At 69.1% G+C, this 24,205-nt stretch carries 27 protein-coding genes; 14 read left to right on the top strand and 13 right to left on the bottom strand.

Going from position 1 to position 24,205, the window contains the following annotated elements; genetic code table 11:
• From AB0G16_RS35650 to AB0G16_RS35635, 4 genes are all read right to left on the bottom strand, one after another.
• Positions 1 to 1,687: potassium transporter TrkA (locus AB0G16_RS35650; RefSeq protein WP_362815001.1), on the bottom strand; the 1,687-nt coding region annotated here is incomplete at its 3' end.
• 180 nt (positions 1,688 to 1,867) lie between these two features.
• Positions 1,868 to 2,707, bottom strand: coding sequence for an alpha/beta fold hydrolase (locus AB0G16_RS35645; protein ID WP_362814999.1), 840 nt, complete (start codon positions 2,705 to 2,707; stop codon positions 1,868 to 1,870).
• Between the two features lie 245 nt (positions 2,708 to 2,952).
• Entirely contained in the window at positions 2,953 to 3,492 is a 540-nt protein-coding gene (locus AB0G16_RS35640) for a DUF4262 domain-containing protein (RefSeq protein ID WP_362814997.1), read from the bottom strand.
• Positions 3,493 to 3,648: 156 nt separating this feature from the next.
• Complete coding sequence (locus tag AB0G16_RS35635; RefSeq protein ID WP_362814995.1) at positions 3,649 to 4,359, bottom strand: AAA family ATPase; 711 nt, start codon at positions 4,357 to 4,359, stop codon at positions 3,649 to 3,651.
• A gap of 161 nt (positions 4,360 to 4,520) precedes the next feature.
• Here AB0G16_RS35635 and AB0G16_RS35630 point away from each other — a divergent pair, with 161 nt between their 5' ends.
• Positions 4,521 to 4,913, top strand: a complete 393-nt coding sequence (locus AB0G16_RS35630; RefSeq protein WP_362814993.1) for a PPOX class F420-dependent oxidoreductase — start codon at positions 4,521 to 4,523, stop codon at positions 4,911 to 4,913.
• A gap of 82 nt (positions 4,914 to 4,995) precedes the next feature.
• Here the strand turns inward: AB0G16_RS35630 and AB0G16_RS35625 are convergent, their stop codons facing one another.
• Entirely contained in the window at positions 4,996 to 5,211 is a 216-nt protein-coding gene (locus tag AB0G16_RS35625) for a hypothetical protein (protein WP_362814991.1), read from the bottom strand.
• Positions 5,212 to 5,430: 219 nt separating this feature from the next.
• Here AB0G16_RS35625 and AB0G16_RS35620 point away from each other — a divergent pair, with 219 nt between their 5' ends.
• Positions 5,431 to 6,753 (top strand): hypothetical protein, encoded by a 1,323-nt coding sequence (locus tag AB0G16_RS35620; protein ID WP_362814989.1) that lies wholly within the window; start codon positions 5,431 to 5,433, stop codon positions 6,751 to 6,753.
• 177 nt (positions 6,754 to 6,930) lie between these two features.
• Positions 6,931 to 7,290, top strand: coding sequence for a hypothetical protein (locus tag AB0G16_RS35615; RefSeq protein ID WP_362814987.1), 360 nt, complete (start codon positions 6,931 to 6,933; stop codon positions 7,288 to 7,290).
• A gap of 161 nt (positions 7,291 to 7,451) precedes the next feature.
• On the opposite strand, the gene AB0G16_RS35610 is transcribed toward AB0G16_RS35615, so the two are convergent.
• Genes AB0G16_RS35610 through AB0G16_RS35600 form a run of 3 tightly spaced genes read right to left on the bottom strand, consistent with a single transcriptional unit; the run spans position 7,452 to position 8,628 of the window.
• Complete coding sequence (locus AB0G16_RS35610; protein ID WP_362814985.1) at positions 7,452 to 8,051, bottom strand: ATP-binding protein; 600 nt, start codon at positions 8,049 to 8,051, stop codon at positions 7,452 to 7,454.
• A complete protein-coding gene (locus tag AB0G16_RS35605) occupies positions 8,048 to 8,194 on the bottom strand; it encodes a hypothetical protein (RefSeq protein WP_362814983.1) in 147 nt (48 codons plus the stop codon). Before AB0G16_RS35605 ends, AB0G16_RS35610 begins: the two co-directional genes overlap by 4 nt.
• Positions 8,191 to 8,628, bottom strand: coding sequence for a hypothetical protein (locus AB0G16_RS35600; RefSeq protein ID WP_362814981.1), 438 nt, complete (start codon positions 8,626 to 8,628; stop codon positions 8,191 to 8,193). Before AB0G16_RS35600 ends, AB0G16_RS35605 begins: the two co-directional genes overlap by 4 nt.
• Before the next feature lie 325 nt (positions 8,629 to 8,953).
• On the opposite strand from AB0G16_RS35600, the gene AB0G16_RS35595 reads away from it, so the two are divergent.
• On the top strand, positions 8,954 to 9,805 hold the full coding sequence (locus AB0G16_RS35595; RefSeq protein WP_362814979.1) for a helix-turn-helix transcriptional regulator: 852 nt from the start codon (positions 8,954 to 8,956) through the stop codon (positions 9,803 to 9,805).
• Between the two features lie 2 nt (positions 9,806 to 9,807).
• Complete coding sequence (locus tag AB0G16_RS35590) at positions 9,808 to 10,029, top strand: DUF397 domain-containing protein (RefSeq protein WP_362814977.1); 222 nt, start codon at positions 9,808 to 9,810, stop codon at positions 10,027 to 10,029.
• A gap of 87 nt (positions 10,030 to 10,116) precedes the next feature.
• Here AB0G16_RS35590 and AB0G16_RS35585 read toward each other — a convergent pair whose 3' ends face one another.
• On the bottom strand, positions 10,117 to 11,043 hold the full coding sequence (locus AB0G16_RS35585) for a YDG/SRA domain-containing protein (protein WP_362814975.1): 927 nt from the start codon (positions 11,041 to 11,043) through the stop codon (positions 10,117 to 10,119).
• A 439-nt stretch (positions 11,044 to 11,482) separates the two neighbouring features.
• Here AB0G16_RS35585 and AB0G16_RS35580 point away from each other — a divergent pair, with 439 nt between their 5' ends.
• From AB0G16_RS35580 to tgmC, 6 genes are all read left to right on the top strand, one after another.
• A complete protein-coding gene (locus AB0G16_RS35580; protein ID WP_350915960.1) occupies positions 11,483 to 11,680 on the top strand; it encodes a hypothetical protein in 198 nt (65 codons plus the stop codon).
• A 5-nt stretch (positions 11,681 to 11,685) separates the two neighbouring features.
• A complete protein-coding gene (locus AB0G16_RS35575) occupies positions 11,686 to 12,213 on the top strand; it encodes a DUF6879 family protein (RefSeq protein WP_362814973.1) in 528 nt (175 codons plus the stop codon).
• On the top strand, positions 12,203 to 13,054 hold the full coding sequence (locus AB0G16_RS35570) for a helix-turn-helix transcriptional regulator (RefSeq protein ID WP_362814971.1): 852 nt from the start codon (positions 12,203 to 12,205) through the stop codon (positions 13,052 to 13,054). Before AB0G16_RS35575 ends, AB0G16_RS35570 begins: the two co-directional genes overlap by 11 nt.
• Positions 13,055 to 13,263: 209 nt before the next feature.
• On the top strand, positions 13,264 to 13,536 hold the full coding sequence (gene tgmA / locus AB0G16_RS35565; protein WP_362814969.1) for a putative ATP-grasp-modified RiPP: 273 nt from the start codon (positions 13,264 to 13,266) through the stop codon (positions 13,534 to 13,536).
• A gap of 11 nt (positions 13,537 to 13,547) precedes the next feature.
• Positions 13,548 to 14,483 (top strand): ATP-grasp ribosomal peptide maturase, encoded by a 936-nt coding sequence (tgmB, locus tag AB0G16_RS35560; protein ID WP_362814967.1) that lies wholly within the window; start codon positions 13,548 to 13,550, stop codon positions 14,481 to 14,483.
• The gene (tgmC, locus tag AB0G16_RS35555) at positions 14,480 to 15,640 is read left to right on the top strand and encodes an ATP-grasp peptide maturase system methyltransferase (protein WP_362814965.1); all 1,161 of its coding nucleotides are present in this window, start codon (positions 14,480 to 14,482) and stop codon (positions 15,638 to 15,640) included. The genes tgmB and tgmC overlap by 4 nt, the downstream gene beginning before the upstream one ends.
• Before the next feature lie 99 nt (positions 15,641 to 15,739).
• On the opposite strand, the gene AB0G16_RS35550 is transcribed toward tgmC, so the two are convergent.
• Complete coding sequence (locus tag AB0G16_RS35550) at positions 15,740 to 16,663, bottom strand: LysR family transcriptional regulator (RefSeq protein WP_362814963.1); 924 nt, start codon at positions 16,661 to 16,663, stop codon at positions 15,740 to 15,742.
• A 123-nt stretch (positions 16,664 to 16,786) separates the two neighbouring features.
• Here AB0G16_RS35550 and AB0G16_RS35545 point away from each other — a divergent pair, with 123 nt between their 5' ends.
• Complete coding sequence (locus tag AB0G16_RS35545; RefSeq protein ID WP_362814961.1) at positions 16,787 to 17,131, top strand: nuclear transport factor 2 family protein; 345 nt, start codon at positions 16,787 to 16,789, stop codon at positions 17,129 to 17,131.
• A gap of 95 nt (positions 17,132 to 17,226) precedes the next feature.
• On the opposite strand, the gene AB0G16_RS35540 is transcribed toward AB0G16_RS35545, so the two are convergent.
• The 3 genes from AB0G16_RS35540 to AB0G16_RS35530 form a co-directional block, all read right to left on the bottom strand.
• Positions 17,227 to 18,021: an MOSC domain-containing protein gene (locus tag AB0G16_RS35540; RefSeq protein WP_362814959.1), complete on the bottom strand. Its 795-nt coding sequence runs from the start codon at positions 18,019 to 18,021 to the stop codon at positions 17,227 to 17,229.
• 246 nt (positions 18,022 to 18,267) lie between these two features.
• Positions 18,268 to 19,011, bottom strand: a complete 744-nt coding sequence (locus AB0G16_RS35535; protein WP_362815003.1) for a VOC family protein — start codon at positions 19,009 to 19,011, stop codon at positions 18,268 to 18,270.
• A 365-nt stretch (positions 19,012 to 19,376) separates the two neighbouring features.
• Positions 19,377 to 19,784: an alpha/beta hydrolase fold domain-containing protein gene (locus AB0G16_RS35530; protein ID WP_362814957.1), complete on the bottom strand. Its 408-nt coding sequence runs from the start codon at positions 19,782 to 19,784 to the stop codon at positions 19,377 to 19,379.
• Positions 19,785 to 20,353: 569 nt separating this feature from the next.
• Here AB0G16_RS35530 and AB0G16_RS35525 point away from each other — a divergent pair.
• Both AB0G16_RS35525 and AB0G16_RS35520 read left to right on the top strand, forming a co-directional pair.
• A complete protein-coding gene (locus AB0G16_RS35525; protein ID WP_362814955.1) occupies positions 20,354 to 21,430 on the top strand; it encodes an endonuclease/exonuclease/phosphatase family protein in 1,077 nt (358 codons plus the stop codon).
• A 2,163-nt stretch (positions 21,431 to 23,593) separates the two neighbouring features.
• A partial coding sequence (locus AB0G16_RS35520; RefSeq protein ID WP_362814953.1) for an endo-1,4-beta-xylanase occupies positions 23,594 to 24,205 on the top strand: 612 nt, incomplete at its 3' end.

Genomic DNA, 24,205 nt, shown 5'->3' with positions numbered 1-24,205 from the left:
CCCCCGGACGGACGTACCGTTCCGCCGGGCGCGGGTAGATCTCCGAGCCACGGGGGTCGAAGAGGCAGCCGAACACCTCGGCCAGGTGCCGGTTCTCGGCGAGCTGCGCCAGCAGCAGGCCGATCACCGTGTCACTGATCACGATGTCGTCGGCCTCGGTGACCTCGGCCAGGCTCCGGTTGTGCTCGTCGTGCATCTCGCTGACGATCGAGTAGTGCTCGTTCAGGGTGGTCTGCATGTCGCGCAGGTGGAGCAGGGTCGTCAGGGTGCGCATGTCCGCGTGGCCGGGGTCGTAGCGGTCGTCGGACAGCACGATCACGTGCTCGTAGAGGCCCAGGCCCAGTGATTCGAGCGCGTAGCGGTCGGAGGTGTCGCACTCCTTGACGTTGACCGTGAGGTTCTCCAGCCCTTCGAGGCCGGCCGTCGCCCCGGGGTGGTCGGAGGCGATGTCCAGCGCGGAGCCAGGCGCGACGTAGGCGTCGAGGTAGCGGGCGATCTGGCGGCCCCGGCCGTTCCAGTTGAGGATCAGGGTGCGCTCGGGGCCCGGCCCGGTGTGCTCGTAGGAGACGATCGCCTCCTCCCGGGGGCGGGGCATGCCCTCGGCCAGGTGGATCATGGAATCGTCCTGGGCGATGACGACGATCTCGTCCGAGGCGGAGATCAGGGTGTCCGCGGGCGGGTTCAGCATGACCTCGTCCGCCCGGCGCAGCCCGATCACCGTGGCGGTCTGGTAGGCCTGAAGCGCCGTGCCGTACGTCGTCCCGGTGAGGTCCGGGTCCGAACGCAGGTAGATCTCCGCGCCGGTGAAGTCGAGCAGGTCCATGCAGACCACCGAGACGCCCGACTGCCGCGACGACTGCACGATGAGCCGGGAGGCGGTGTCGTCGGAGTCGACGAGGTGGACGTCCGGACCCCCGGCGAGGCGGGCGGCGGCCATGTTGGAGCTCTCGGCGATGGCGGCCACCACCGGCGGGTGGTCACCGGCGCGCCTGGCCAGGGCGAGCAGCGTCTTGATGACGTGCGAGTCCGGGTCCTCCCCCTGGGGGGAGAGGACGACCACCGAGCGGGCCGAGCCCAGGTTCATCAGGTCGAGGTCGGTCGGTTCGGAGGGGCGGCCGGTCCGGCAGACCAGCCGGGTCCTGCCGGTGTCGCCGACGAACCGCCGGATCTCGTCCTCCATGGCGAGCTTGTCCCTGTCGGCGAGGATCGCGATGACCGATCCGCGGTCGCTCGCGTGGGCCTGCACCAGCTCGCTGATGATCGTGAAGACCTGCTCCGACCAGCCCAGGACCACGATGTGGCCGGTCTCGATGATCCGCGACCTGCCCTTGCGCAGCTCCTCGAACCTGCCCATCAAGCCGTTGGCGAGGACGCCGACCAGCGCGCTGACGACGAAGATCCCGCCCAGCGAGGCGACGAACATCAGGGCGACGAACGGCGCGCTCCCGGTGTCGCTGGCCACCTTGCCGGGGCTCAGCGTGCGCATCAACGTCATCCACAGCATGCCCGGGGCGCCGTGGTGCTGCGCGGCCTCGCGCGGGGTCAGCCACAGGGCCCCCGCCGTGACCAGCAGGATCAGGCCGAGCGAGATGAGGGCGAGCCACCCGATCAGAGCGGTCGTGCCACGCGACATGGTGTTGTCGAACCAGTAACGCAGCCGCTCCCGCGGTGTCCCCCGCCGTGACATGAATCTCCCCCCGTGAGTAAAGCGATGTCAACGATCGCATGGAATCGTAGGCCACCACGGGGGTTCGGGAATCTGACCGCGACCGGCCGCGGCGCCGTACGGCCCGCCCCCGCCCCCGCCTCGGCCCCCGCCCCGGCCTCTCAGTCCCGGAGGTCTCATCTCATGTCCGGAGGCCTCACCTCAGGCCCGGAGGAACTCGGCGATCGGCTCGGTCTGGCCGAAGACGGCGTGGCCGGTCTCGGGGAGCAGGATCACGGTCGAGCGCGGGACGCACGCACGGACGCGCCGCGCGGTCCGGTAGGAGTCGAGCATGGCGTCACGGCCGCCGACGATGACGAGCACGGGCATGGTGAGGCCGCGCAACGCGTCGTCGGGGAACACCGGGAGCCTCTCCCTGCGCGGGTTGAAGTGCGTGAACGTCAGGACGACGGCGTCGAGCGCCTGCCGGTCCCTCTCCCCGTCCAGTCCAGCGACGGCCATCGCCGTCTCGCGCAGCCCGCCGCGCCGGAACGGGCGGGTCAGCAGGGACTTGAAGATCCAGCCGACCTTCTGCCGCCCCACGCCGCCGGGGCACAACAGGACCAGGCGGGTCACCCGCCCCGGGCGGCGGATGGCGTGGTCCAGGGCCGCCCAGCCTCCGAGGGACGAGCCGACGAGCGCGGTCTCGGTGATCCCGAGCCCGTCCAGTACGTCGTCCAGCCAGAGGGACACGGCGTCGGAGTCCAGGGCGGGGCGCGAGGGCGCGCTCAGGCCCGGCTCGCCGACGAGGTCGACGGCGTACGTGCGGAAGTGCCGTGACCAGGTGACGACGTCCTCCCGCCACATCGACGTGTTCGCGCCCGAGCCGTGCAGCAGCACCACGGACGGCGCGTCCTTCGGGCCGGAGGCGAGGACGAAGGTCTCGCCCTCGCGGGTCGGCACCCGTATGTGCTCGGCGGGGACCGGCCAGGTGTCCAGCACCCGCAGGTACCGGTCGCGGAGCTCGCGCTCACCGGCCTCGGACTTGTAGATCGTGGTCATGCGACCGCACCTCCGGCGCGTCGGGATCCGGGACGAACCGCACGTGGCCGGCTCCGTTCGGCTCGACGGCGAGCGCGCGGAGCGGAAGGCGGGCCCACGGTCACCGCCACCACGTCCTGTTCCGGGAGGTGGACATCGGGACCACCTCCCGGACGGAAGTGAAGGCCTTGTCACCGTGTCAAGGTCAAGCGGGGTCACGCCCCGGTGAGAGGCGGCCCGTCACGATCGCGACGAGGGGCGGCCCGTCAGGGGAGCTTGGTCCAGGGGCCCGGGGCGTGGTCGTCCTTGGGGATCCACAGGGCGGGCTGAAGCTCGCGGAACCGTGGGGCGCAGCCGTCGTTCCAGGGGAACCGTCCCGCGGCGTCGGGCCAGACGATCTCCATGAACGGCAGCGGGGGCTGCCGGTAGAAGCGGAGCGCCGTGCCGAAGAGCGAGCGGTACCAGCTCGCGTCCACCGTCTTGGCGACGATCGGATAGTTCCTGATCACGTCGTCCCGTTCCCGGCCCTCGACCAGGTGGTGGCCCGCGGCGATCCCGTCGGCCAGCGTGCCGAGACAGTCGCCCATCACCTCCGCCCTCAGGCCGAACATGGCCACCTCCGGCGAGCGGAGCGTGTGCCAGAGCCCGACGGTGAACGCCCAGCCCGGCCCGTCCTCGTCCCCGGGGATCATGACGACCGCCCACCCCCGGTCCTGGACGCTCCGTATCGTCCTGAGATCCGCCTCGTCGAGTTCCACCTCGCGCTCGACGCAGAGCAAACAGTGGCAGACAGGCTGATCAGGCATATATCGAGCGTAGTGCGCTGTAGGTCCTTAAGTGGACAAGGTGATTCCTGTGGCGACGGCCGGGATCGAGCGCCTCACGGAACCCCGCGGTCCCCGGGGGCGGTTCCGAACGGAGGCCTGAGGCCCCCGAGGACAGCCGGCTCCGAACGGGCTCGGTCACGGGGCCCTGAGGTCCCCGGGGGCGGTCGGCTCCGAACGGACCCGCTCCGAGCCGATCCGTTCCGGGGAGAGCCGCTCGGGGGAGACCCGCCGTACCCTCCCTCCCGCCCGCCGCACACCGGTCCTGGCGGGCAGCGTGGCCGAGGCCGGTCCCGTCCCCGGCGTCCTCGCGGCCGTACGCGACCTGCCGCCACCCCCGACCTGCAGGCCGACGGCGTGCGCGACCTGCGACGGCGAGAGCTGGGTCGTGTCGACGACCTTCCCCTCGCGGATCAGCCACGGCAGGGCGTCGAGGTAGTCCGGAAGGTGGTCCAGCCGCCACTGCCGGGCCCCGGGGTCGGAGGTGTCCTCCTCGATCCGCCGGGTCAGGGTGGCCTGGTCGGTGTGGAGCACCACGTGGTGGACGGGGATGCGGGATCGCTCCAGCCGACCCCGGATCTCCGTCCAGTACTTCTCGACGAGGACCGTCTGCGGAATCACCAGAACCCCTCCGACGTACGCCAGCAGCCGCCGCGCCGTGTCCACGACCAGGCCGCGCCACGGCGGCCAGTCCTGGAAGTCCTCGACCGGCGGAAGGTCGGGGACGTGCCGCAACATGGCGCCGACCTGCTCCGGGTCGAAGAGCCGGGCCCCGGGGATGACCGAGACGAGTTCCCGCGCGGTCGTCGTCTTGCCCACGCCGAATGTGCCGTTCAACCACACGATCATGAATCGAGGGTAGCCACCCCGCCCGGTCCTGTTCGGCGATACCCGGTCCACGACCGTCCGGGGCCCCGTGCCGATCGCCGGTCACGAGGCGGTGACTATGCTCGTCACAACCGTGCTGAGCTGCTCGAACAGTGTCGCACCCGCCCGGCCGAGAGATCATCGTGAAACTCACCGAAGAACTGCTCGCCCTGCTGCGCCGGCCGAGCACCTGCTACCTCGCCACCTCGATGGCCGACGGTTCGCCCCAGCTGACCCAGACCTGGGTCGACACCGACGGCGAGCACGTGATCATCAACAGCGTGCGGGGCCACCTGAAGACCAGGAACATCGAGCGCGACCCGCGCGTGGCCGTCGCCGTCTCCGACCCGGCCGACCCCTCGCGCTACATCCAGGTACGGGGCCGGGTGCTCGAGGTCACCACCGAGGGCGCGGTCGACCACATCGAGATGCTCGCCCAGCGATACCTCGGCACCCCCTACCCCTGGTACGGGGGTCGTGACCAGGTCCGTGTGATCTTCGTCATCGAGCCCGAGAGGATCAGCGGCATGGGCTGACCCTCCCCCTCCGACCGCCCTCCGGCCCGATCGTGTTCCGCCCCGGCCGCCCGGCGGGTTCGTCCCCGTCGGCGCAACGGGTTCACGCCTCGTTGCGGGCGAACAGCTCGAGGTGGAAGCACCGGGTGCAGCGGAAGGCCTCGATCTCCCAGCGGGGCTTCCCGAAGCGTTTCGCGTTGCCGAACATGCCGCGGTCCAGCGGGCCCGCGATCCAGCGGCCGTAGCCGGGGGAGTACTCCCCGGCGTCGTCGATGAATCCTGACTCCAGGTCCGTGTTGTCACACTGGGTGCATCGCATGCCGGTATTGTGCCAATCTTCTCCCTTCGCGTTGAGGTGTCCGGCGAAGAATCCCGCGACGGCCCCGCCCGCCCCGAACCGCGCCGCCCCGCCTCGTCCCCGGCGCCCCCGTATCCATCCCCGCCCCCGCCCCGCCTCCATCCCCGCCCCGCCTCCATCCCCGCCCCCGCCTCCGTCCTCGTCGCCGGCCCCTTCGACGGAACGGTAGGTTGGCGGCTCGTGTCAGCAAGATCGCGTTCATGGTGGGCCGCGGCCGTCGTCCTGGCCGCCGCCGGGATGTGGGCGATGCTCACCCGATCGGGCGGAAGTCTCGAACCCCTCTGGCAGGCGTGGCTCTGCTCGGGCCTCGGCGTCGATCTCGGTATGTGGACGGAGACGCTCCGCTGGAGGACGCCGCTGCGGTACGCGGCCGTCTGCGCGCTGCTCCTGGCCCTCGGGGCGCACCTGCTGAGCGTCGGGCGAGGACGCGAGCCGGTGGGCCGGACGGTCGTCCGGGTGCTGATGGCGGCCGTCCTGCTGGTCCACGGCTCGGGCGCCCTCACCCTGCTCCTGAAGACGGGGACCGGGGACTACTGCCTCCTGGTCCGGGAGGAACCGGCCTTCCTGCGCGGCACGTCGGCCGTGCTCAACGTCGAGGTCGCGCTCGTGCTGGCCGCGCTCTGCGCGCTGGCGGCGGTACGGGTGCCCCGGCACCGGGTGCGGCGGCTCGTCCGGAGCCGGCGGTTCCGGCGGGTGGCGGTGGGCACGGCGGCGGGCGGACTGCTGTGCCTCCTGCCCGCCGCCGACCTCGGTTCGGGACCCGTCACCGGCCTCGACGCGTGCGGACCCGGAGACCCCCTGTCCCGCAGGGGTGAGTCGGCCTTCCTGTGCAACGCCCGCCTGACCTTCCCCACCATGCCCGACCACGACCTGCTCGCCTACGGACGCCGGGAGTGCGCGACGTACCCGGACATCCGCGTGGAGCTCGCGCTGATCGTGCCCATCTGCCCGCCGGCGGCGCGCCGGTGGGACGCCGAGCTCGCCGCCGAGGAGGCCGAACTCGACCGGCGGGACGCGGCGAACCAGGCCGCCTGCGACGCGTCCAGGCATCGGCCGCTGACCACACCCGTCGGCGTGAGACGCGAGCTGCTGTGGTCGGAGATCGGCCTGGAGGTGTACGAGGACCACGAGGCCGCCACGGAGGAGGAGCCCGCCCTGCACCACGACGTCGTCGCCAGCGCACCGGGCCACCTGAGGATAGGCGTCGCCTCCGACTCCCGGATCTGCCTGACCACGGAGACCTACCGCGGGCGGCCTCCGGTCGAGGTCAAGGGGTGGGACAAGGTCATCGAGGTCGGCTACGAGAGCCCCACCGGGGACGCCGTGATCTGGGTCCCGATGTCGGGGCCGAGCAGGACGTCCAACCTCGCCTTTCTCGGCAGGGGGCACTACCGGCTCCGGGTGCACTACCGCGAGCCCGTGTGGGATCGGGACCTGCCGCAGCACATCCTGGTCATGGCGTTCCCCGGGAAGAGCGAGCGGGTCGTCGCCCACAGACGCTGACGTCCCGGCAACGGTCAACGGTCCGGCGCACTTCCCCGGGGCGGACCAGGTCAGGGGCGAGCAGGGCGCCTCCGACCGTCACGACGTGCGAAAAACCTCCTGAATTGGGCCTTATGTGCTGATCATTACGAATGCCATACTGGTCGCGCCAAAATCTCGATTAGGGAGACCGATTTAATGCGCAAACCCTTCAAACCCGCCCTCGTCGCACTCGGCGTCCTCGCCGCATCCGTGGTCTTCGCGCAGCCCGCAGCCGCCGAGACCCGCCACACCTGCCGGCCGTCCTACGTGACCAACAAGTGCGCCAGTGGCTACACCCCCGCCAGGACCGACCTGCACCGCGTGTGGATCGGCCTCGACACCACCTCCATCGCCACCTGGGAGGTCTGGGACCGTGAGACCGGCGTACGGGTGGGCCGCGGCACGGTGAGCCCGAACAAGAGCTACCGCGGCGCGGTCAACGGCCTCTACGGCACGAAGTACCAGCTGACCATCAAGGCCGACTGGGGAACCTACGGGTTCATCTGCGACTGCTGACCGGCCGTCGCCGTCCGGCCGGGTACGGTCCCGGCCGGACACGCCCCTCGGCCACCGCGTGATCCTCGTCCGCCGGTACGACGGCGGGCGACCACGCGGTGGCCGTTCGCGTGTTCCTCCGCCGCGTTGGCCGTGTCCGACGCAGTCGCCGATTCAGCGGCTCATTCGGCCTTCGTGCCGGGTGGGCCCAGCTCGAACCAGATGACGGTCCCGGTGGCGTCGCGGTGGAAGCCCCAGCGGGTGGCGAGCTCGTTGACGAGCATGAGTCCCCGTCCGCCCGTGGCGGCCGGCCCGGCGTCCCTCGTACAGGGAACCCCCAAGGCTCCGGCGTCCTGAACGGTGACCAGCACGCCGTGAGGGACGAACGCCACGGTGACGACGAACTCCCCAGGCCGGTCGTCCGCTCCGGCGCCACCCTCACCGAGGACGGGCGGTCGGTGGGTCTCGTCGGGGATGGTGGAGTGCTCGACGGCGTTGGTGGCGAGCTCGCTGGTCAGAAGCACGGCGTCGTCGAGGAGCGGGTGGCCGTCCCCCAGCAGCTCGGCGACGAAGTTCCGTGCGAGCCTGACCTGGTCACGGGTGGCGGTGAACCGCTGGGAGATGACGGGCGCATGAGCCCGGGACGCCGACCAGCCGGGTGTCCGCCCAAGGTGCGGCGACCACGTCGCGGCCGGGAGAACCGGTCCCGTCACGTCGCCGGTCGTCGTCCGGAACCGGTCGGCGAACACGCCGACGAGCGCGGACAGCAGACGTGCGGTCATTCCGCCCACCCCCTTCCCCTGCGAATCGCCGTGTCGGCCCCGTCCGCCCTGTCCGCCGTATCGGCGTCGGCCACGTCCACCGTGTCGGCCGTGCCGACGTCGGCCGGTACGCCGGTCGCGGCGCCGACGAGGGGGGAGCTCATACCTGAACCCCTCTCCGGTACGACTCGCGCCTGCCCGTCCACGGCCGTACACCCGGCGGCGACTCCTGCCTGTGCGGCGGCACGGCCATCACGGGCGGGCGCGCGTGGCGTCCCCTGCCCGTGGGGGAGCCCGGAGCGGGATGGGCCTGCGCGCGCAGGGGCACGGTGGTCAGCGGGTTCGGCGTGACGTGCCCGGTCACGGGCGCGGGCGCGGGCAGCCGACCACAGAGCCCGAGACGACGCCGGGCGACCATGCGGGTACGGACCTGCGCCGGGGTGGGCTGCTCCCACAGGTGACCGGGCCGATGCGGCAGGCTGGCGGCGTCGTGCGCGTACGGGGGATGGCCACACCAGCGACACCCGAGCGGCGAGGGCGGCTGCCCGGCATGCCAGCGAACCCTGACGATCTTGATGGTTCCCATATGGTTGGACACAGGTTGCACCTCCAGCGTGCGATCGAGGCTCTGCCAGGCGACGCCATTCGCCTGGCAGAGCCGTTTCTGCAGCGTCCTCGGTTGGCCAGAGTGCCGGGTACCCGGACTGGCGCATATCGGGTCGCTGATTCCGAGGGGACAACTCCCGAGAGTCTGAAGATGCGTTAAGTGAGAGTCACATCTCGATCACTCTCAGTGATGGATACTCTCCACATGGTGACGGCTGGCCGCAAAATTTTCAAGGCCAAAATTTCATCGCCAATAAAAATAGGCTTCAATGGTTGGGTTGCGTAGTTTGCGCCCTTTGGTAGGGAAAAGAGGTCAGGTGACTGGTAGTCCCACTATCAAACGACGGCGGCTCAGCGCCGAACTCATCCGGCTACGCGAACAGGCTGGTCTCACACACGACGAGGTCGCCAAGAAGCTGGAGTGGTCTCGTGGTCGGCTCACCCATATGGAGCAGAACAAGTGGGTTCTGCCCGACATCGGCAATATTCGCCTTCTGCTCGACCTCTATGACGTCGTCGATCCCACTGTGCGCGAGGCGATATTTGATCTTGCCCGCCAGTCTCGCGAAAGGGGTTGGTGGGCCAAGTACAAGGACGTATTCGGTGGCAGCCTGCCTGGTTTCGAGGCGGAGGCAACTCAGGTCCGTACCGTCGAGCTCGTAACCGTCCCTGGCCTGCTGCAAACAGCCGCCTATGCCACCGCGATCTTTCAGGCGGGGCAGGTTCTCGATCAAACCGCCGTCCAGCGGCGTGTTGAGGCGCGTCAGGCTCGACAGGCCATCCTTGATCGTGGTGACCCGCCGCAGCTCTGGGTGGTTATTGATGAGGCTGCGCTGAGAAAGATGGTGGGTGGAGCCAAGGTCATGGCAGAGCAGCTCGACCATCTTGCTTACATGGCGACGCGGCCGAACATCACCGTGCAGGTACTACCCGACTCGACCGGCGCACATGCCGCAATGGGAAGCGGGTTTGTGATCTTGGACTTTGCGGGAAACCTGGACCCATCGATTGTCTACCTGGAGACGCCAACGGACAATCTTTTTCTGGAACGTCCAGAAGAGGTCCAGGCGTATACGCTTATTTTCAACCGTGTAGTCGCGGCAGCGCTGACTGTGGAGGAGTCGGCACGCTACGTGATTGCCCTAGCTGATCAAACACGGAAGAAATAGGAGTGGCAGTCGTGGACCAGGTCTCCCCAGTGCCGAATTGGCGTAAGAGTAGCAAGAGTGCTCAGCAGGACAACTGTGTTGAAGTAGCAAGCCTCCCAGGTGGAGGTCTTGCGGTACGGGATAGTAAAGATCCGGATGGATCGGTGTTGAGCTTCAGCAACAACGGCTGGAAGGCGTTCTTGCGGGACGTCAAAGACGGAATGCTCGACAACCTAAGCCGCTGAAAGCGGTTTGAAAAGTCGCTTACGATAGCGATTTACGCTTCTAAAAGTTTCTTCGTGTTGTGCCACTTAGCCAGAGGGGCCTCGGGCTTATTTAAGCCAACAAGATCGATGATATCGCACGTACTCGATCCCGATTTTATGGTCGGGATGAGTCCTCAATTTATAGGACGGGTTCTCGCCGAGCGTGTCTACAACCTCAAGGTTGTCGGTCAGATAGAAGGCGCCGTTGTCAAACCTCAGATGGTCATTGGGGCACAAACAGAGAAGGTTTTCGATTACGTCAGGGCCGTTGTGGGGTACTCCAATAGCTTGTATGTGAGCGGCTTCACTACTAGGTCCGCTGGGAAGATTTACGGCCTTACCGCAGACCTGGCAGAGATTTCTGTGTAAGGCTTTTAATTTTTTTACGATGCCGGCTCGGCGGTTAGCCTTGTAGACGGTTGTTTCGGTCCGATGGACAGGTTCTATCGATGATTCTGAAGTGCTCAGAGCGCCTTCATTGGTAACGCTGTCGGGGTATTCTGGATCCAGAACATCGTAAGGACTGCCAATCTTCACCATGAGGAACTGACATACGCGAAAACCGTCATCGCGAGTCTTGAACCAATGTCGCAAAACCCGGTATAGCCCGTCGTAGCGATAGCCATTGGTTGGTGCGTACGGGGACTTCTCGCCAGAGCCGCGAATTACCCGAACGGGTAAACCGTCGAGTTGACTTTTAACGAGAGCGGCATTTCCGGGGTCCTTAAGATCCTGGTCAGCGATTTGCTTCTTCGTTTTGGAATCTTGGCCTCCGTGTCCGGTGTAGATGATCACCAGACCGCGATCGTCGTCATCTGGATACCCACCATTGAGGACGATCGCGTCGGCACCCTCGGCTGCTGTGCCGGATATGCCTGCTATGTTGCGTGCATGAATGCCTACTCTTTGTATCTCAGCCCGCTTGCCGGTTGGTGGTGACCAGCCCTCTGGGTACCCAGGGATTTCACCGAAGGTCCTGACGTATGCGCTCATGTCCGAATCTTGCCATTACGTGACGACAGTTTGGACAAGTTGTCCGATATGTCCATGCGATTCGGTTGTGTCGCTTTTAGGGTCAGTGTGTTTTGATCGCTTTACCAACCGTCTTGCTCTTCGCGAAGGGAGCTTTCAGGAGACGCTGTTGTGTTTGCTTATGGGCAGCTCCCTGGGGGACAAGGTGTCGATCCACGAAGTCTGACGTTTTCCGTTGTCGATCTGGAGACCAGAGGCTTTCACGTTGGACGGGAGCACGGATTTATGGGTCCTGCGTACGCGGTCAAGTGTGCTTTTGAAGGTCGCTGGTACAAGCCAAGCGCCTTCTAGGTGAGCCTCTGCAGGGTCTTGCCAGCGAAGAGCCTTGACGCCGTCCGTCAGGCCCCTCACAGTCAAGATTGCTAGCTATCCGTAGCAATATCTAGGAAGGGTCACGCACATGCGCCTACGGTTTCTCGGCACGTCCTCCGAGAACGGGGACTGTCCCGCCGCCTACGAGACCTCCAGTGGCACGGTGGCCATCCAGGGCAAGCTCATCCTCGACCCCCAGGCGCTCGGCGACGCCGTCAACCTCGGGCTGGGAGAGGCTATCGTCGAGATCCCCCGCGAGATGCTCACGTTCATCCCGAAGGAGTAGCAAGGGTGTCGGAACTCGTCAGAGGCGATCGCTTCCAGGAGTTGTTCGCCTCGTTCCGTTCCACCGCGCAGCGTCTTGAGACGCGCGACCGCTACAACTCGCCGGTCGAACAGGAGCCGCTCCGCAGGTTTCTGGAGGGAAGTCCCGATCCGGAGTGGGCGAACAGGCCGTGGCTGCACTCGATCCGCCGGGCAGCGGTGGAAGGGCGGTTCTTCCAGAGGGTCCGGGTGGTCTCCCTTCCGTTGTCCGACTATGCCCGCTTCGGGCTGCACGGAGCCGCGGCCAACAACGCTGCGGGGGAGGACATCCGATACCTGGACCGCGACACCGCACTCGGAGCGGGCATTCCCTCGCTCGACGTGTGGTGCTTCGACCGCTCCCTGTCGGCCGTTCTCCACTTCGACGAGGACGGGTCCATGCTGGGAGCCGAGCTGATCGATGCCCCCGAGGTCGTGGCCGAGCACCTCGGATGGTTCGATCTTGCCCGGAAGTTGTCGGTCTCCCGCGAGGAATTCGCGAAGCGTGTCGAGTGACATCCGCCAGGCGCGCGAATCGCTGGGCTTCAAGCTGCGAGAGGCCCGGTTGGATGCAGGCCTGAGCGGCAGGGAGCTCGCCGGGCGAGCCGGGTGGCAGGCGTCCAAGGTCAGCAAGATCGAGCTGGGCAGGCAGACTCCCACCGACCACGACATCCGGGCCTGGCTGGAGATCGCGAACGCCGGGGAGAGGGAGCCCGACCTCGTCGCGGAGCTTCGTTCCCTGGAGTCGAAGTACGTGGAGTGGCGTCGCCGGATCCGTGACGGGGTGAAAGCGCGCCAGCAGGAGATCGGCCGGCTCGAATCCGGGGCCGGGCGGATCCGGTCGTTCCAGTGTTCCGTCATCCCCGGCCTGCTCCAGATCCCTCCGTACATGCGGGAGCGCTTCAGGCGCTCGGTGAACATCTGGGGAGCGCGCGACGACATCGAGGAGGGAATCAAGGCCCGGATCAGGCGGCAGGACGTGCTGTACGAGGCGGACGTCCACATCGTGGTGACCGAGGCGGTGCTGCGGTACGGAACGGCACCCCGCGAGATCCTGATCGAGCAACTGGACCGCCTGTCCGTCGCGACGTCGCTGCCCCGGCTGAGGTTCGGTGTCATCCCGTTGCGGGAGTCGTACGCGGCCACGCCCCTGCACGGGTTCCACATCCTGGAAGACCACACCGTGCTGGTCGAGACTTTCGCCGCCGAGCTGACCCTCACCCAGCCCGGCGAGATCGAGGTGTACGCGAAGATTTTCGACTCTCTGGCGGGCATCGCCCGTTACGGTCGCGAGGCTCGCGCCGTCATCGCCGGGGCGCTCGGTGACCTGCACGCCGAAGCCGAGTCGCGCGACTGACGGCTGACGTCCTCAGGACGGATGGGTTTTCGAGCAATCTGAAGCAATCACGTTGACCCGCCACGCGTTGATTCCTACCTTCGAACCATGTCCTCACGCACGGTCATATCCGTGCTCGGGCCGCTCTCCGGAACGTCCCGGCGTCGCGCAAGTCGGGGGCACCACTTCACCTCGCTCCTCCCGGGTCACTCCGAGGAAAGGATGCAACGATGAACAACTCGTTCGTACAGCCCTGGGGTCTCGCGCGGTCGGTTCCGTTCGCGCCGGAGAAAGCCGCGCTCAGCGCTCCGTACCGGGTCGAGCTCGACCCGGTCACCCAGACCGGTGTCTACCGCGACGCGACGACCGGCCACCTCATCGAGGCGGGTAAGCACGGCACCAACAAGCAGACCAGCAAGTCGCAGCGAACCGGAGGAGGGGGCGACGGTTCGGCTCCTCAGCCCCCGGACCAGACCACGGTCACCGACTACGACACCGACTGAGGGCCGTACGCGTGATCCTGGTGCTCACCTGCCTGGACGATCCGACGGCGGACATGGTCATCGATCGCTTGAACGAGCGTGGTGCCTGCGTCGCCCGGTTCGATCCTGGAGCGGAGTTCCCCGCCTACGCCGAGCTGTCGGCGTGGTTCGGACGGTTCCCGTCACGTGGCGTCCTGGTCACCCGGTCACGGGAGGTCGTCCTGGAGCGGGTGCGGTCCGTTTATTACAGGCGGCCCACACCGTACTTGCCGGACAGTCCTTCGCAGGTCGAGCGGTTCAGCGGCGCGCAGGCCCGCTTCGGGGTCGGCGGGATTCTCGCCTCCCTGCCCTGCGAGTACGTCAGCCACCCGTGGGCGATCACCGCGGCCGAGCACAAACCGCTCCAGCTCACCACCGCGCGACGGGTCGGATTCGATGTGCCCGCCACGCTGGTTACCAACCGGGTGGGCGACGCTCGCGCCTTCGCGGCAGAGCATGGCCCGATCGTCTACAAGCCGCTGCGAGCCACCCCGTACATCGACCCTGGCGGTGAGCCCGCCACCATATGGACGGCCCAGGTCGGCCCCGATGACCTGGACCACACTGTGGGTCGCGCCGCACACCTGTTCCAAGCACGTGTCGACAAGGTGGCCGACCTTCGAGTAACCGTCGTCGGCAGGCGCGTCTTCTGCGTTCGGATCGATTCCGGATTGCTGGACTGGCGTCAGGACTACGACCGTCTCTCGTACACGATCGTGGAGCCTCCGCCTGGTCTCGCCGCAGGCTGCCTCGCGTACATCGAACATCTCGGACTGCGCTTCGGCGCGTTCGACTTCGCGCTCACCGCCGACGGCGCACCGGTTTTTCTTGAGTGCAATCCCAACGGGCAGTGGGGGTGGCTGGAGGACGCCACCGGCCTGCCGATCGCCACCGCCCTCGCCGAGCTGCTTCTGGAGGAACGACCGTGACCGTTCCTGGTACATCCGGCCTGGCCGAGCGTCTCCGTCACGATCTCGCCGATCGGCTCGTCCTCAACGGGTGCCTGCGTGATCCCGGGTGGCGGGAGGCGGTCGAGTCCGTGGCGCGGGAGCCGTTTCTCGGTTCGGCGATCGCCGGGGCCACCGGGTACGGCGACCGGTGGGAGGTGGCGCGGCGCGAGGAGATGGGCGAGGACGAGTGGCTGGACCTGGTCTACCGCGACGAGACGTGGGTGACGCAGGTCGACGGTGTGATGGTCGACGCGGCGCGCGGTCCCGCCCTCGGGGCGCCCACGTCGTCGTCGACGCTGCCCGGCCTGGTCGTGCGGATGCTGGAGGCCGCGGGGATCCGCGAGGGTGACAGGGTGCTGGAGATCGGCACCGGCACGGGTTACTCCACGGCGCTGATGTGCCACCGGCTCGGCGACGAGGCCGTCACCTCGATCGAGTACGACCCGGCCGTGGCCGCCCGTGCCCGCGACGCGCTCACCGCCGCCGGGTACGCGCCCGCACTGGTGGTCGGTGACGGTCTCGCGGGATACGAGGGGAACGCCGAGTACGACCGGCTGATCGCCACCTGCTCGGTCCGCTACATCCCGATGCCCTGGGTGTGGCAGGTCCGGGGCGGGGGCACGATCACCGCCCCGCTGTCCGGATGGATGGGCGGGGTCGCGTTCGCGCACCTGACGCTCGGCGACGACGGCACCGCCGAGGGGCGGTTCCTGGAGGACGACGTCTACTTCATGACCGCCCGCCCCCATGGCCCGCCGCCGATGCCCGCCCCCCTCCTCGGAATCGGGGACGCCGGACGCAGCCGTATCGACCCTCGGGTCCTGGACGAGGCGGCCGGACTGTTCGCGGGGCAGTTGGGCGCGCCGTCGGCGATGAAGCTGGGCAGCGGGGAGGAGGTCGCCCTGCTGGACGTGGCCACCGGCTCGCAGGCCACCGTCCGGCCCGACCCGGCCGGCGGGTGGACGGTGTGCCAGCACGGCCCGCTGCGGCTGTGGGACGCGGTCGAGGACGCCGTCCTTCCCTGGCGGGGCGCGGGGTCTCCTCACCAGTCGGCGTACGGGCTCACGGTGAGCCGGGAGCGCCAGCGTGTCTGGCTGGGCGAGCCCGGCGGGCCGAGCTGGGACCTGCCCGTCTGACGGTTTTGGCCGCCGAGCGTCGATCGACGTCCTCGACACCTCGCTGACCAGCTCCGCCTCGCCGGTCCTGGTCGGCGGTGTGCTGTCTTCGTGGGGCGGTTACTCGGCCGAGGTCCGGCTCGACGAGACCGCCCCGTCCTCGGCCCGCGGCTCGCCGAAGGAGCGGTGGCAGTGCGACAACAGCTCCCGCAGCGCCGGGCTCTTGGTCGGTGCGGAGATCAGCGCCAGCACCGCGGGTACGTCGGCGTCGGTGATGGGAACGGTCCGCAGGGTCTCGCAGGAGGCGACCATGGATGCGGAGAGCACGGCGACCCCGAGCCCGCGTTCGGCCAGGTTGATCACGGCGCCGGGGGCGCTGGCCTGCAGGGCGACGACCGGTTTCAGGCCACGGGCGGCGGAGGACTGGTCGAGTACCGCGCGGATGCCGGTTCCCTCGGGCAGGCAGATGATCGGGTGGGTGTTCAGTTCGGCGAGCGTGACCCCGTCATGTCCGGCCAGCGGGTGATCGGCCGGTACGGCGGCGACGATCGGCTCGCTGATGATCTGCCGGCCGTCCAGGTCGTCCGGCGGCCGAACGGCGGCGCCGATCAGCGCCAGGTCGACGGTGCCGTCGCGGACGTGTTCGATGAGCCTGTTGGAGTCGTCCTCGACCAGGCTGATCTCGACCCCGGGATGGGCGAGGTGAAAAGCGGCCAGCGCGTCGAACAACGGGGTGACGGTGCACGCGGTGACCATGCCGACGACGAGCCTGCCCCGGACGAGCCCGTTCATCTCGTCGACGGCGTGCCGCAGCGACTCCGTCGCGGCCAGCACCGCCCTCGCGTGGTCGAGCACCACTTCACCGACCGCGGTCAGCGTGGCGCTGCGGCCGGAGCGGTCGATGAGTGTGGCCCCGAGATCGTTCTCCAACTGGCGGATCTGGGCGCTGATCCCGGGCTGGCTGATGTGCACCAGCTCCGCGGCCCGGGTGAAGTTCGCCTCCTGGGCGACGGCCAGGAAGTACGTGAGCTGCCTTATCTCCATAACCGCTGATTATAGTTCTCCTCTGAATGATTGATTGGACTTATCTCCGGCGCGCGATGAGACTCGTTCCGTAGGCATGCGGACCGCGAGAAAGGAACCATGGTGTCCGAGAAAGAGAAGGCAATGAAGCCGGAGGACCTCACCCGCCTCTTCGTCGAGCGCGCCAACGCCGGTGACGCCGCCGGCCTCGCCGCCCTGTATGAGGACGAGGCCGTCATGGCCTACCCGCCGGGCGGCGTGACGGTGGGCCGGGAGGCCATCCGCAGGCTGTGGGAGAAGGTCCTCGGCAACGCGCCGCGCTTCGAGCCGGAGCGGCCGCTTCCGACGCTGGTCTGCGGGGACATCGCGCTCACCTCGACCCCGCCCAAGGACGGTTCCGGCGCCCGGGCGCAGGTGGTCCGCCGCCAGGCCGACGGTAGTTGGTTGCGCGTCATCGACCAGCCGGAGTTCCGGACGCCCGAGAACTGACACCCGCTCGGTCAGACCTCTCAAGCCCCCGCACCGAGCCGTGACGGCCGGACACCGGCGCTCTCGCGGCGGCCACGAAGCCGGGCACGTGCCGGTCAGCCCGGCCGGACCTCGTCGCCGACTCTGAGCTCGCCGACGTTCCTGGGCACCAGGCGGATACCGAACCAGGTGTGTCCGTCCCAGCGGCGGCGCTTCGCCAGGGTCCTCAAGGGTTCCTTGCCGCGCTCCTGGGTGACCGGGTCCCAGATGGTGACGACGCAGCGGTCGCACAACGTCGAGACGCGGAAGTCGACCTCGCCGATACGGACCGACGTCCAGACGTCCTCCGCGAAGGGGTCCTCGCCGTCGATGACGACGTTGGGCCGGAAGCGGGCGACGTCGAGGGGGGCCGGGGGCTGCTCCCGGTGTTCCACGGCGGCCTCGGCGATCCAGTCGTCCAGGCGCCGGAGTGAACTCCTGGAGACGAGCAGGAGAGGACCGTCCCAGAGGCCTCCCTGTTTCTCGGTGACGGTCCGGCGCCCGGGATCGTCCAGCCAGACGAGGCGGGCGGGCCTGCCGAGCAGGCGGGTGAACCATTCATGGGCGTCGGCGTGGGCGAGCACGGCCCGGTCGAGATTGGAGCAACGCAGTGGGAGCAACTCGCCGGTCGCCGGGGGGACCTTGAGTTCACCCATGTCCTTCGCCGACAGGTGGAGGCCGCCTTCGGGGATTTCGACGGCTGAGACCGAGAGGAGCCGGGGGTGTTCGCCCACCCAGATCAGTTCTCCCAGCGGGCCCACCACACCCCAGCGGCGGTCGCCCTCCAGACCCCACGGCAGGACGTGGGCGAACGAACGGGGGATGCCTTTGGCGGACCTGAGGGGATAGGTGCGGATCTCCTCTACTTCCATCGAACAAGAATAGGAAGAAGCGCTCGTCCGGGATATGGGAACGTGCCCGCGGACGTCCGGAACGGGGTGCTGGGCTCCCGCCGATTCTCGGCCGCCCGGCTGATCAGGTGGCCGCGCCATACCCCGTACGGCTCGGCGGGGTTGGCGGCGTTCGTCAGATACACGAGCATCTGTGCGCCGCGATGGGCGAGGCGCTGCCACTGTTCGGGGGTACCGAAGGCGCCGGGGTGTCGTCGCGGCTCCGCGTCAGGAGGGGGCGAGGACGCAGAACTCGTGGCCCTCCGGGTCGGCCATGCACGTCCATGGGACGTCGCCCTGGCCGAGGTCGACGTCGACGGCGCCCAAGGCCCGCAGCCGGGCCACCTCCGCCGCCCTGTCGTCACCGGGGTAGGGTAGCAGGTCGAGATGGACGCGGTCCGGCACGGTCTTCGCGCCGGGTGAGCGGAGGAACTCAAGGTAGAGGCCGCCGCCCTTGGCGGAGCGCAGCGTCGCCTGGTCGTCGGTCACCTCGTGCAGGGTCCAGTCGATCGCCTCGCCCCAGAACCGGGCCATGGCCCGCGGGTCCACGCAGTCGACCACGACCGCGGCGATCGGGCCGGTGTCCCGGTAGACCTCCCGAGACTCCAGGACGCAGAACTCGTTGCCCTCCGGGTCGGTCAGGACCGTCCACGGGACGTCGCCCTGGCCGATGTCGGCGGGCGTCGCACCGAGAGCCTTCAGGCGCGCGACCACCTCCGCCTGATGGGCCGCGGAGGTGGTGGCGAGGTCGAGGTGCGTGCGGTTCTTCGTCGTCTTGGGTTCCGGGACGGGAACGACGTTGATGCCGACGGCCACCGGGTCCGGGTCCGGCCAGACGGGGTCGTCGGAGGGGCCGACGTAGGTGGTCACGCCGGGACTGTAGGCCTTCCAGTCGAGCGCCTCGGCCCAGAACCGGCCGACCGCCGACGGATCGAGAGCCTTGATGTTCACCTGAACGGGTCGCAGTGCCATGCAGGCGACCCTACGCGCCCGCTCAGTGACGGCGTGGCGATATAGCCTCGGCCGAGGCTCGGTGTCGTCGCGCCGCGCGAGTCGTACGCGCACACGCTCGTGGCCGGCGACGGTCGCGCGGGTCACGAGGAGAACGGCGACGGCACGGCCGAGAGGTGGTTCCCGGACGGAGGACGACGTCCACGTCGTGGCCGTCCCGTCGGCCCACTCCGCGATACGGCGCATCAGGGTGACGGCCACGGGAGGCAGGTCGGGCAGGAGCACGGTCGCGTGGAAGGCGTGGGGCATGCCCTCGTAGACGTCGAGCCGGACGTCCCCTCCCGCGGCGGATACCGCCTCGGCGAAGCGCCGCGAGTCGTCGAGCATCACCTCCTTCGCGCCCACCGCGACGCGGGCACGCCCTGGCCGAGCAGGCTCCGGTAGGCGGCCACCGCGTCGTCGAGGGCGGCCGGATACCGGTGGGCCGGGGCGAGCCGGTAGTCCACCGCCAGGACGGGACGACCGGTCGCCCGCGACAGGCGGTGGGCCATGAGCCGTTCGGCGTGGGGGTTCGTGTACTCGAATCCACCTCCGTGGAGATAGACCGTCACCCCCTTCTCGACCGCGGCCCGGCCCGCGGTGACCCACGTGCCGGGGACACCGCCGGTGTGCGGCAGGACAGGGGTGAGGTCGGCGTCGCCGGGCAGCTCCGGGGGGCTGGCGTGCAGGGTCATGAGCCGTGACAGGGCCTCGGCGCTGTCGCCGGGGGTGCTGGGGAGGCGTGTGACGTTCACGGTGTGGGGTCCCTTTCCGGGAGTGAGCGGGCAGGCGGCATCGATGTGTCCGGCCTGCTCCGGGCACGGGTGAGGTCGGTGGACGCGCGTGGCGGCGTCGGTGAGGATGCCGGGGGCGCGGTGGTGGTCGGTGGCCCGTGGAGCGGGTGGCGCGGAGCCGACGCGCGCCGAGCCGGCCACGGGTACGAAGGGCACGAGGTCCCGATGAGCACGCGGGAACAGCGGGACGTCGGCCGGTCATCGACCCGTCGGATCGGAGCCCGTTGAATTCGAGCCGGTCGAATTCGGGGCAGGCTCGCGGGTGACGGTGGTGCTCGGCACCACCGGGCGCGGGAAACGGCGCGCGGGCGCTGTGCGGTCAGCCGCTGCCTGTGAAGTGTGAGGACACGACGTCATCCCTTGCTACGGCGCCTCCATGCCACCGCCGTCCTCCCGGCCGGTGGCACGCGACATGCCCGTCATTACAGGGCTTCGCGCCGAACACTGTCAAGGCGCGGTGCCCCTTCGCCGTTCCGTTCGCGTCACCGGAGGGGGGCCGGCGAGACCGCGGTGGCCGTACGGTCGGGTGCATGAGCGTCGAGGATCGGAAGACCGACGGCGAGGGGAGGAGCGCCCGCCGTGCCGAACGCCGGGCGTGGGGCACCACGGCACGGGACGGGGACGAGCCGGACAGGGAGGCCGGCGGGTCCGGCGGGTCCGGCTCGTCCGGCTCGTCCGGCGGGTCACGGCCGCGCGGACGGGTTCTCGCGTCGGCCGCCGTGGCGGTGGCGGTGCCGATGGCGTTCCCCGGCGTCGTACCCAACGCGGTGGGCAATCTCGGCAGCCTGCTGGAGACCTTCCTGCCCTGGACGGGCCTGGCCGTTCCCGTGCTGCTGGGTCTGGCGTTGCCGCGCCGCTCGGCCCTCGCGGCGGTGTTCGCGGTGCTCCCAGCGGCGGTCTGGGTCGCGGTGTTCGGCGGGCGGTCGCTGCCCGCCGACCGGGAGGCGGCGGGCGACCTGACCGTGCTCCAGCACAACGTCGGCGAGGAGAATCCCGACCACGACGGGACGGCGCGCGCCCTGGCGCGGGCCGGGGCCGACCTCGTCGCCCTGGAGGAGCTGACGCCCGCCGTCCGGCCCGTCTACGAGAACGTCCTCGCGTCCGGTCACCCCCACCGGGCGGTCGCGGGCACCGTCGGCCTGTGGTCCCGGTACCCCCTGGCGGACGCGCGGCCGGTGGACATCAGGCCGGCGGGCGTCGGAGCCGACTGGAACCGCGGGCTGCGGGTCACCGCGCGGACGCCGCAGGGAGAGGTGGCCGTGTACGTCGCCCACCTTCCCTCACTCCGCGTCCGGCCGTCGGACGGTTTCGGTTCCGGTCGCAGGGACGAGAGCGCCGCCTTGCTGGGCGAGGCCGTCGCCTCGGAGACGCTGGGCAGGGTCGTCCTGCTGGGCGACCTCAACGGCACCCTCGACGACCGGGGCCTGGCCCCGCTCACCTCCCGGCTGGTCTCGACGCGGAAGGGTTTCGCCTTCAGCTGGCCCGCCGCCTTGCCCCTCGCCCGCATCGACCACGTCATGACCCGCGGGGCGAGTCCCGTCGCCGCCTGGATCCTGCCCGCCACCGGCAGCGACCATCTGCCGCTCATGGCCCGCGTCGACCTCTGACGCCCGCGGGCGGCTGCGCGGATCCACGCGACGTGCGCCTGACAGCGTGGACGGCGGGCAGCGGGGCTGGATCGTTCCGGCGGGGTTGTGGGATGTCGCGCGGTCGTCACCGCCGGTGGTTTCGCCGCCGGTGCGCCGGATCCGGATCTCAAAAGACGGTCTTGCATATCGGTGATCACTGGTTGAGGATCAATGCGCAGCGGTAATTCCCCACGGGGGTTCACAGGAAGGCCCAAAGCATGAGTTTCATGAAAAGAGCGGTCGTCGGCGTCGCGAGCTTCGCCATCGCCGGAACGGTCTTGTCCTTCGGTGGCGTGGCCCACGCCGAAAGCAAGTTCTACGGTGGTTACTCGGACGCCGGTACCTGTAACTACTGGAGGTACGCGGTCAGGGATTCGGGATACCGGGTGACAGCCTGTACCTGGTCGCAGCCCAACAAGTGGCACTTCACGGCGTGGCGGTAGCACCCGTGGCGGGCCCGCCGTGAACCACGGTCGGTCCACGGGCCCGGCCCCTTGAGGGGCCGGGCCCTTCGCGCGTCCCGGGCCGTTGCGTGGTGGTCCTTCGGGTTTCCGCCGCGTCGGTCCGGGAGCCGCTCCGCCCGCCACGCGCCGGGCGGCGTCGTAGGCCGGAAAGCTCCGGTCGCCTCAGGAGGGCGAGAGGCTTGTCGGTGAACCCGTCTTCCCGGATGTCACGGCCGGAACGGTCCACCGATGTCGGCGCGTGACTACGCCGAGCTCAGGAGCCATATCGGGCTGTTGGGCGCCCGGAGGAACGGTCCCGGGCACACCCCGGGGCGCCGGGTGGCGGAGCGTGATCGGGCCGGGGTGGCACGGCGCCCGCCCGGTGGCCGCGAGGTCCTCGACGCGGCCGGCGGGCGGATCTGCCGCCCGGGCCGCCCCGCGTTTCCTGGCGAGAGCGGCGTCCTGGCGGTCGCCGCCCGTGGCATCGCGATCCGGTGGCGGTCGTCGCGGACACCCGCGGCCACCACGGTGGGAGCGCCGCCCGTCTCCTCCGGAAAGAGGGTGCGGGCCGGAGCCGTCACGCCGTCGGCTGACACGGAGCGTCACCGTGGAACGGTGCGGGAACGACACCCCACGGCATCGTGATAAGCGAGCTTACCGATCCGGAATCGCATCTACCTGGACTTCTCCCGGCTTTCCCGATGATTGAACGGCGACGTTCTCCATTTGGCCACGACTTCGAGATCGCCGAATTCACCAGGGGGAACAGGGAGGTTTGACCTTCGCCCGGGGATCTCATCTGGAGTTGGACCGATTCACCTTTCGTGAGGCGGACGCGCGAGACTCACCACCGTCCCGGGCGGGCCCCGGGGGCGGGCGCCGGGGATGCGGGGGTGTGGTGTGCCGAAAGGGCCGTCGCCGCTCGCCGAGAGGGCCGGGGGCCGCAGTCGATGCGGCCCCCGGCCCTCTGTCCCCGATCGGCGTCGGTCAGGCGGGGGCGCCGGTGACCGTGGTCCCGGACTTGGTGATGCGGTACGTCCGTTGAGGGTGAGCGTGCGCGGCACCGCGGCACCGCGGGCGAGACGTCGAGGTGATCTCGCCGAGATCACCTCAACGCCGAAACCTCAGGTCGGCGAACCGGCGCCGGTAGAGCCGACCTCCTGTGATCAGGCGATCGCGGCCACGGCCGCACTCGCCGGCGCTCGCACCGTTGTCCGCTTGGTCGGGCCCCTCTCCGTCGAATGGGTGGAGGTGGTGGTGTCGCAGATCTCATACGAGAGGCGAGCCGCTGTCAAGGAGCGAAGAGGTCCTGGTATCGCGGGTTCGGGACCGATCACGGACCCACCTGGTTCCAGCGCGCCGGCCCGGCCGGCAGCCCGGGGCCCGTGATGAAACGTTCACCCGCACCCCGGTCCGGAGCGGGCCGTGGCGAAATTTTCACCCCGTCGATCGTGCTCCGTACAGGTGATTCGGCATCCGGAGCGCATCCGACGACCGAAAGTTTCGATGAGTCTTGACAAGTTTCGGGCATGTTTCCACACTGAGTCATCAAGATGGCCCCTCCACCGGACGGTTCGGCGGAGGGCCGCGTCCTTGACGCCCTGGTGGTGGTCGCCCGGAGCGGGCGCGGTGTCGAGTCTGCGGGGGAATGTCCCCGCCTTCCCCTTCACCCGTGATGTGTAGTTATGGAGGCTCAGGAATGGGCGCAATCGCCATACCCCCACCCCTAACCCGGCTGCGCCGGGCAGTGGCCGTCGGCGCGCTCAGCGTGCTCGGCGCGGCCACGGTAATGGTGGCGACGACGAGCTCGGCCGACGCGGCCGCGTCCACGCTGGCCGCGGCGGCACAGCAGAGCGGCCGCTACTTCGGCGCCGCGATCTCGGCGGGCAAGCTCGGCGACCCGGCCTACACCACGATCGCCAACCGTGAGTTCGACATGATCACGGCCGAGAACGAGATGAAGATCAACGCCACCGAGCCCAACCGGGGACAGTTCAACTTCAGCGCCGGCGACCGGATCTACAACTGGGCCGTGCAGAACGGCAAGCGGGTCCGCGGCCACACCCTGGCCTGGCACTCCCAGCAGCCGGGCTGGATGGAGGCGATGTCCGGAAGCGCGCTGCGCCAGGCGATGATCGGCCACATCAACGGCGTGATGAACCACTACAAGGGCAAGATCTACGCCTGGGACGTGGTCAACGAGGCCTTCGACGACGGCAACTCCGGCGCCCGGCGCGACTCCAACCTCCAGCGCACCGGCAACGACTGGATCGAGGTCGCCTTCCGCACCGCGCGCGCCGCCGACCCGGCC

The sequence above is a fragment of the Streptosporangium sp. NPDC023615 genome, from assembly GCF_040640155.1.
Classification (GTDB): Bacteria; Actinomycetota; Actinomycetes; order Streptosporangiales; family Streptosporangiaceae; genus Streptosporangium.
This window is presented reverse-complemented; position numbering and strand designations above follow the sequence as displayed.

What these genes read in the sequence shown, in the direction of transcription:
- AB0G16_RS35645 (WP_362814999.1), bottom strand. Translation starts at nt 2,707, where the DNA reads ATGACCACGATCTACAAGTCCGAGGCCGGTGAGCGCGAGCTCCGCGAC.
- AB0G16_RS35640 (WP_362814997.1), bottom strand. Translation starts at nt 3,492, where the DNA reads ATGCCTGATCAGCCTGTCTGCCACTGTTTGCTCTGCGTCGAGCGCGAG.
- AB0G16_RS35635 (WP_362814995.1), bottom strand. Translation starts at nt 4,359, where the DNA reads ATGATCGTGTGGTTGAACGGCACATTCGGCGTGGGCAAGACGACGACC.
- AB0G16_RS35625 (WP_362814991.1), bottom strand. Translation starts at nt 5,211, where the DNA reads ATGCGATGCACCCAGTGTGACAACACGGACCTGGAGTCAGGATTCATC.
- AB0G16_RS35615 (WP_362814987.1), top strand. Translation starts at nt 6,931, where the DNA reads ATGCGCAAACCCTTCAAACCCGCCCTCGTCGCACTCGGCGTCCTCGCC.
- AB0G16_RS35610 (WP_362814985.1), bottom strand. Translation starts at nt 8,051, where the DNA reads ATGACCGCACGTCTGCTGTCCGCGCTCGTCGGCGTGTTCGCCGACCGG.
- AB0G16_RS35605 (WP_362814983.1), bottom strand. Translation starts at nt 8,194, where the DNA reads ATGAGCTCCCCCCTCGTCGGCGCCGCGACCGGCGTACCGGCCGACGTC.
- AB0G16_RS35585 (WP_362814975.1), bottom strand. Translation starts at nt 11,043, where the DNA reads ATGAGCGCATACGTCAGGACCTTCGGTGAAATCCCTGGGTACCCAGAG.
- AB0G16_RS35580 (WP_350915960.1), top strand. Translation starts at nt 11,483, where the DNA reads ATGCGCCTACGGTTTCTCGGCACGTCCTCCGAGAACGGGGACTGTCCC.
- tgmA (WP_362814969.1), top strand. Translation starts at nt 13,264, where the DNA reads ATGAACAACTCGTTCGTACAGCCCTGGGGTCTCGCGCGGTCGGTTCCG.
- AB0G16_RS35550 (WP_362814963.1), bottom strand. Translation starts at nt 16,663, where the DNA reads ATGGAGATAAGGCAGCTCACGTACTTCCTGGCCGTCGCCCAGGAGGCG.
- AB0G16_RS35545 (WP_362814961.1), top strand. Translation starts at nt 16,787, where the DNA reads ATGAAGCCGGAGGACCTCACCCGCCTCTTCGTCGAGCGCGCCAACGCC.
- AB0G16_RS35540 (WP_362814959.1), bottom strand. Translation starts at nt 18,021, where the DNA reads ATGGAAGTAGAGGAGATCCGCACCTATCCCCTCAGGTCCGCCAAAGGC.
- AB0G16_RS35535 (WP_362815003.1), bottom strand. Translation starts at nt 19,011, where the DNA reads ATGGCACTGCGACCCGTTCAGGTGAACATCAAGGCTCTCGATCCGTCG.
- AB0G16_RS35525 (WP_362814955.1), top strand. Translation starts at nt 20,354, where the DNA reads ATGAGCGTCGAGGATCGGAAGACCGACGGCGAGGGGAGGAGCGCCCGC.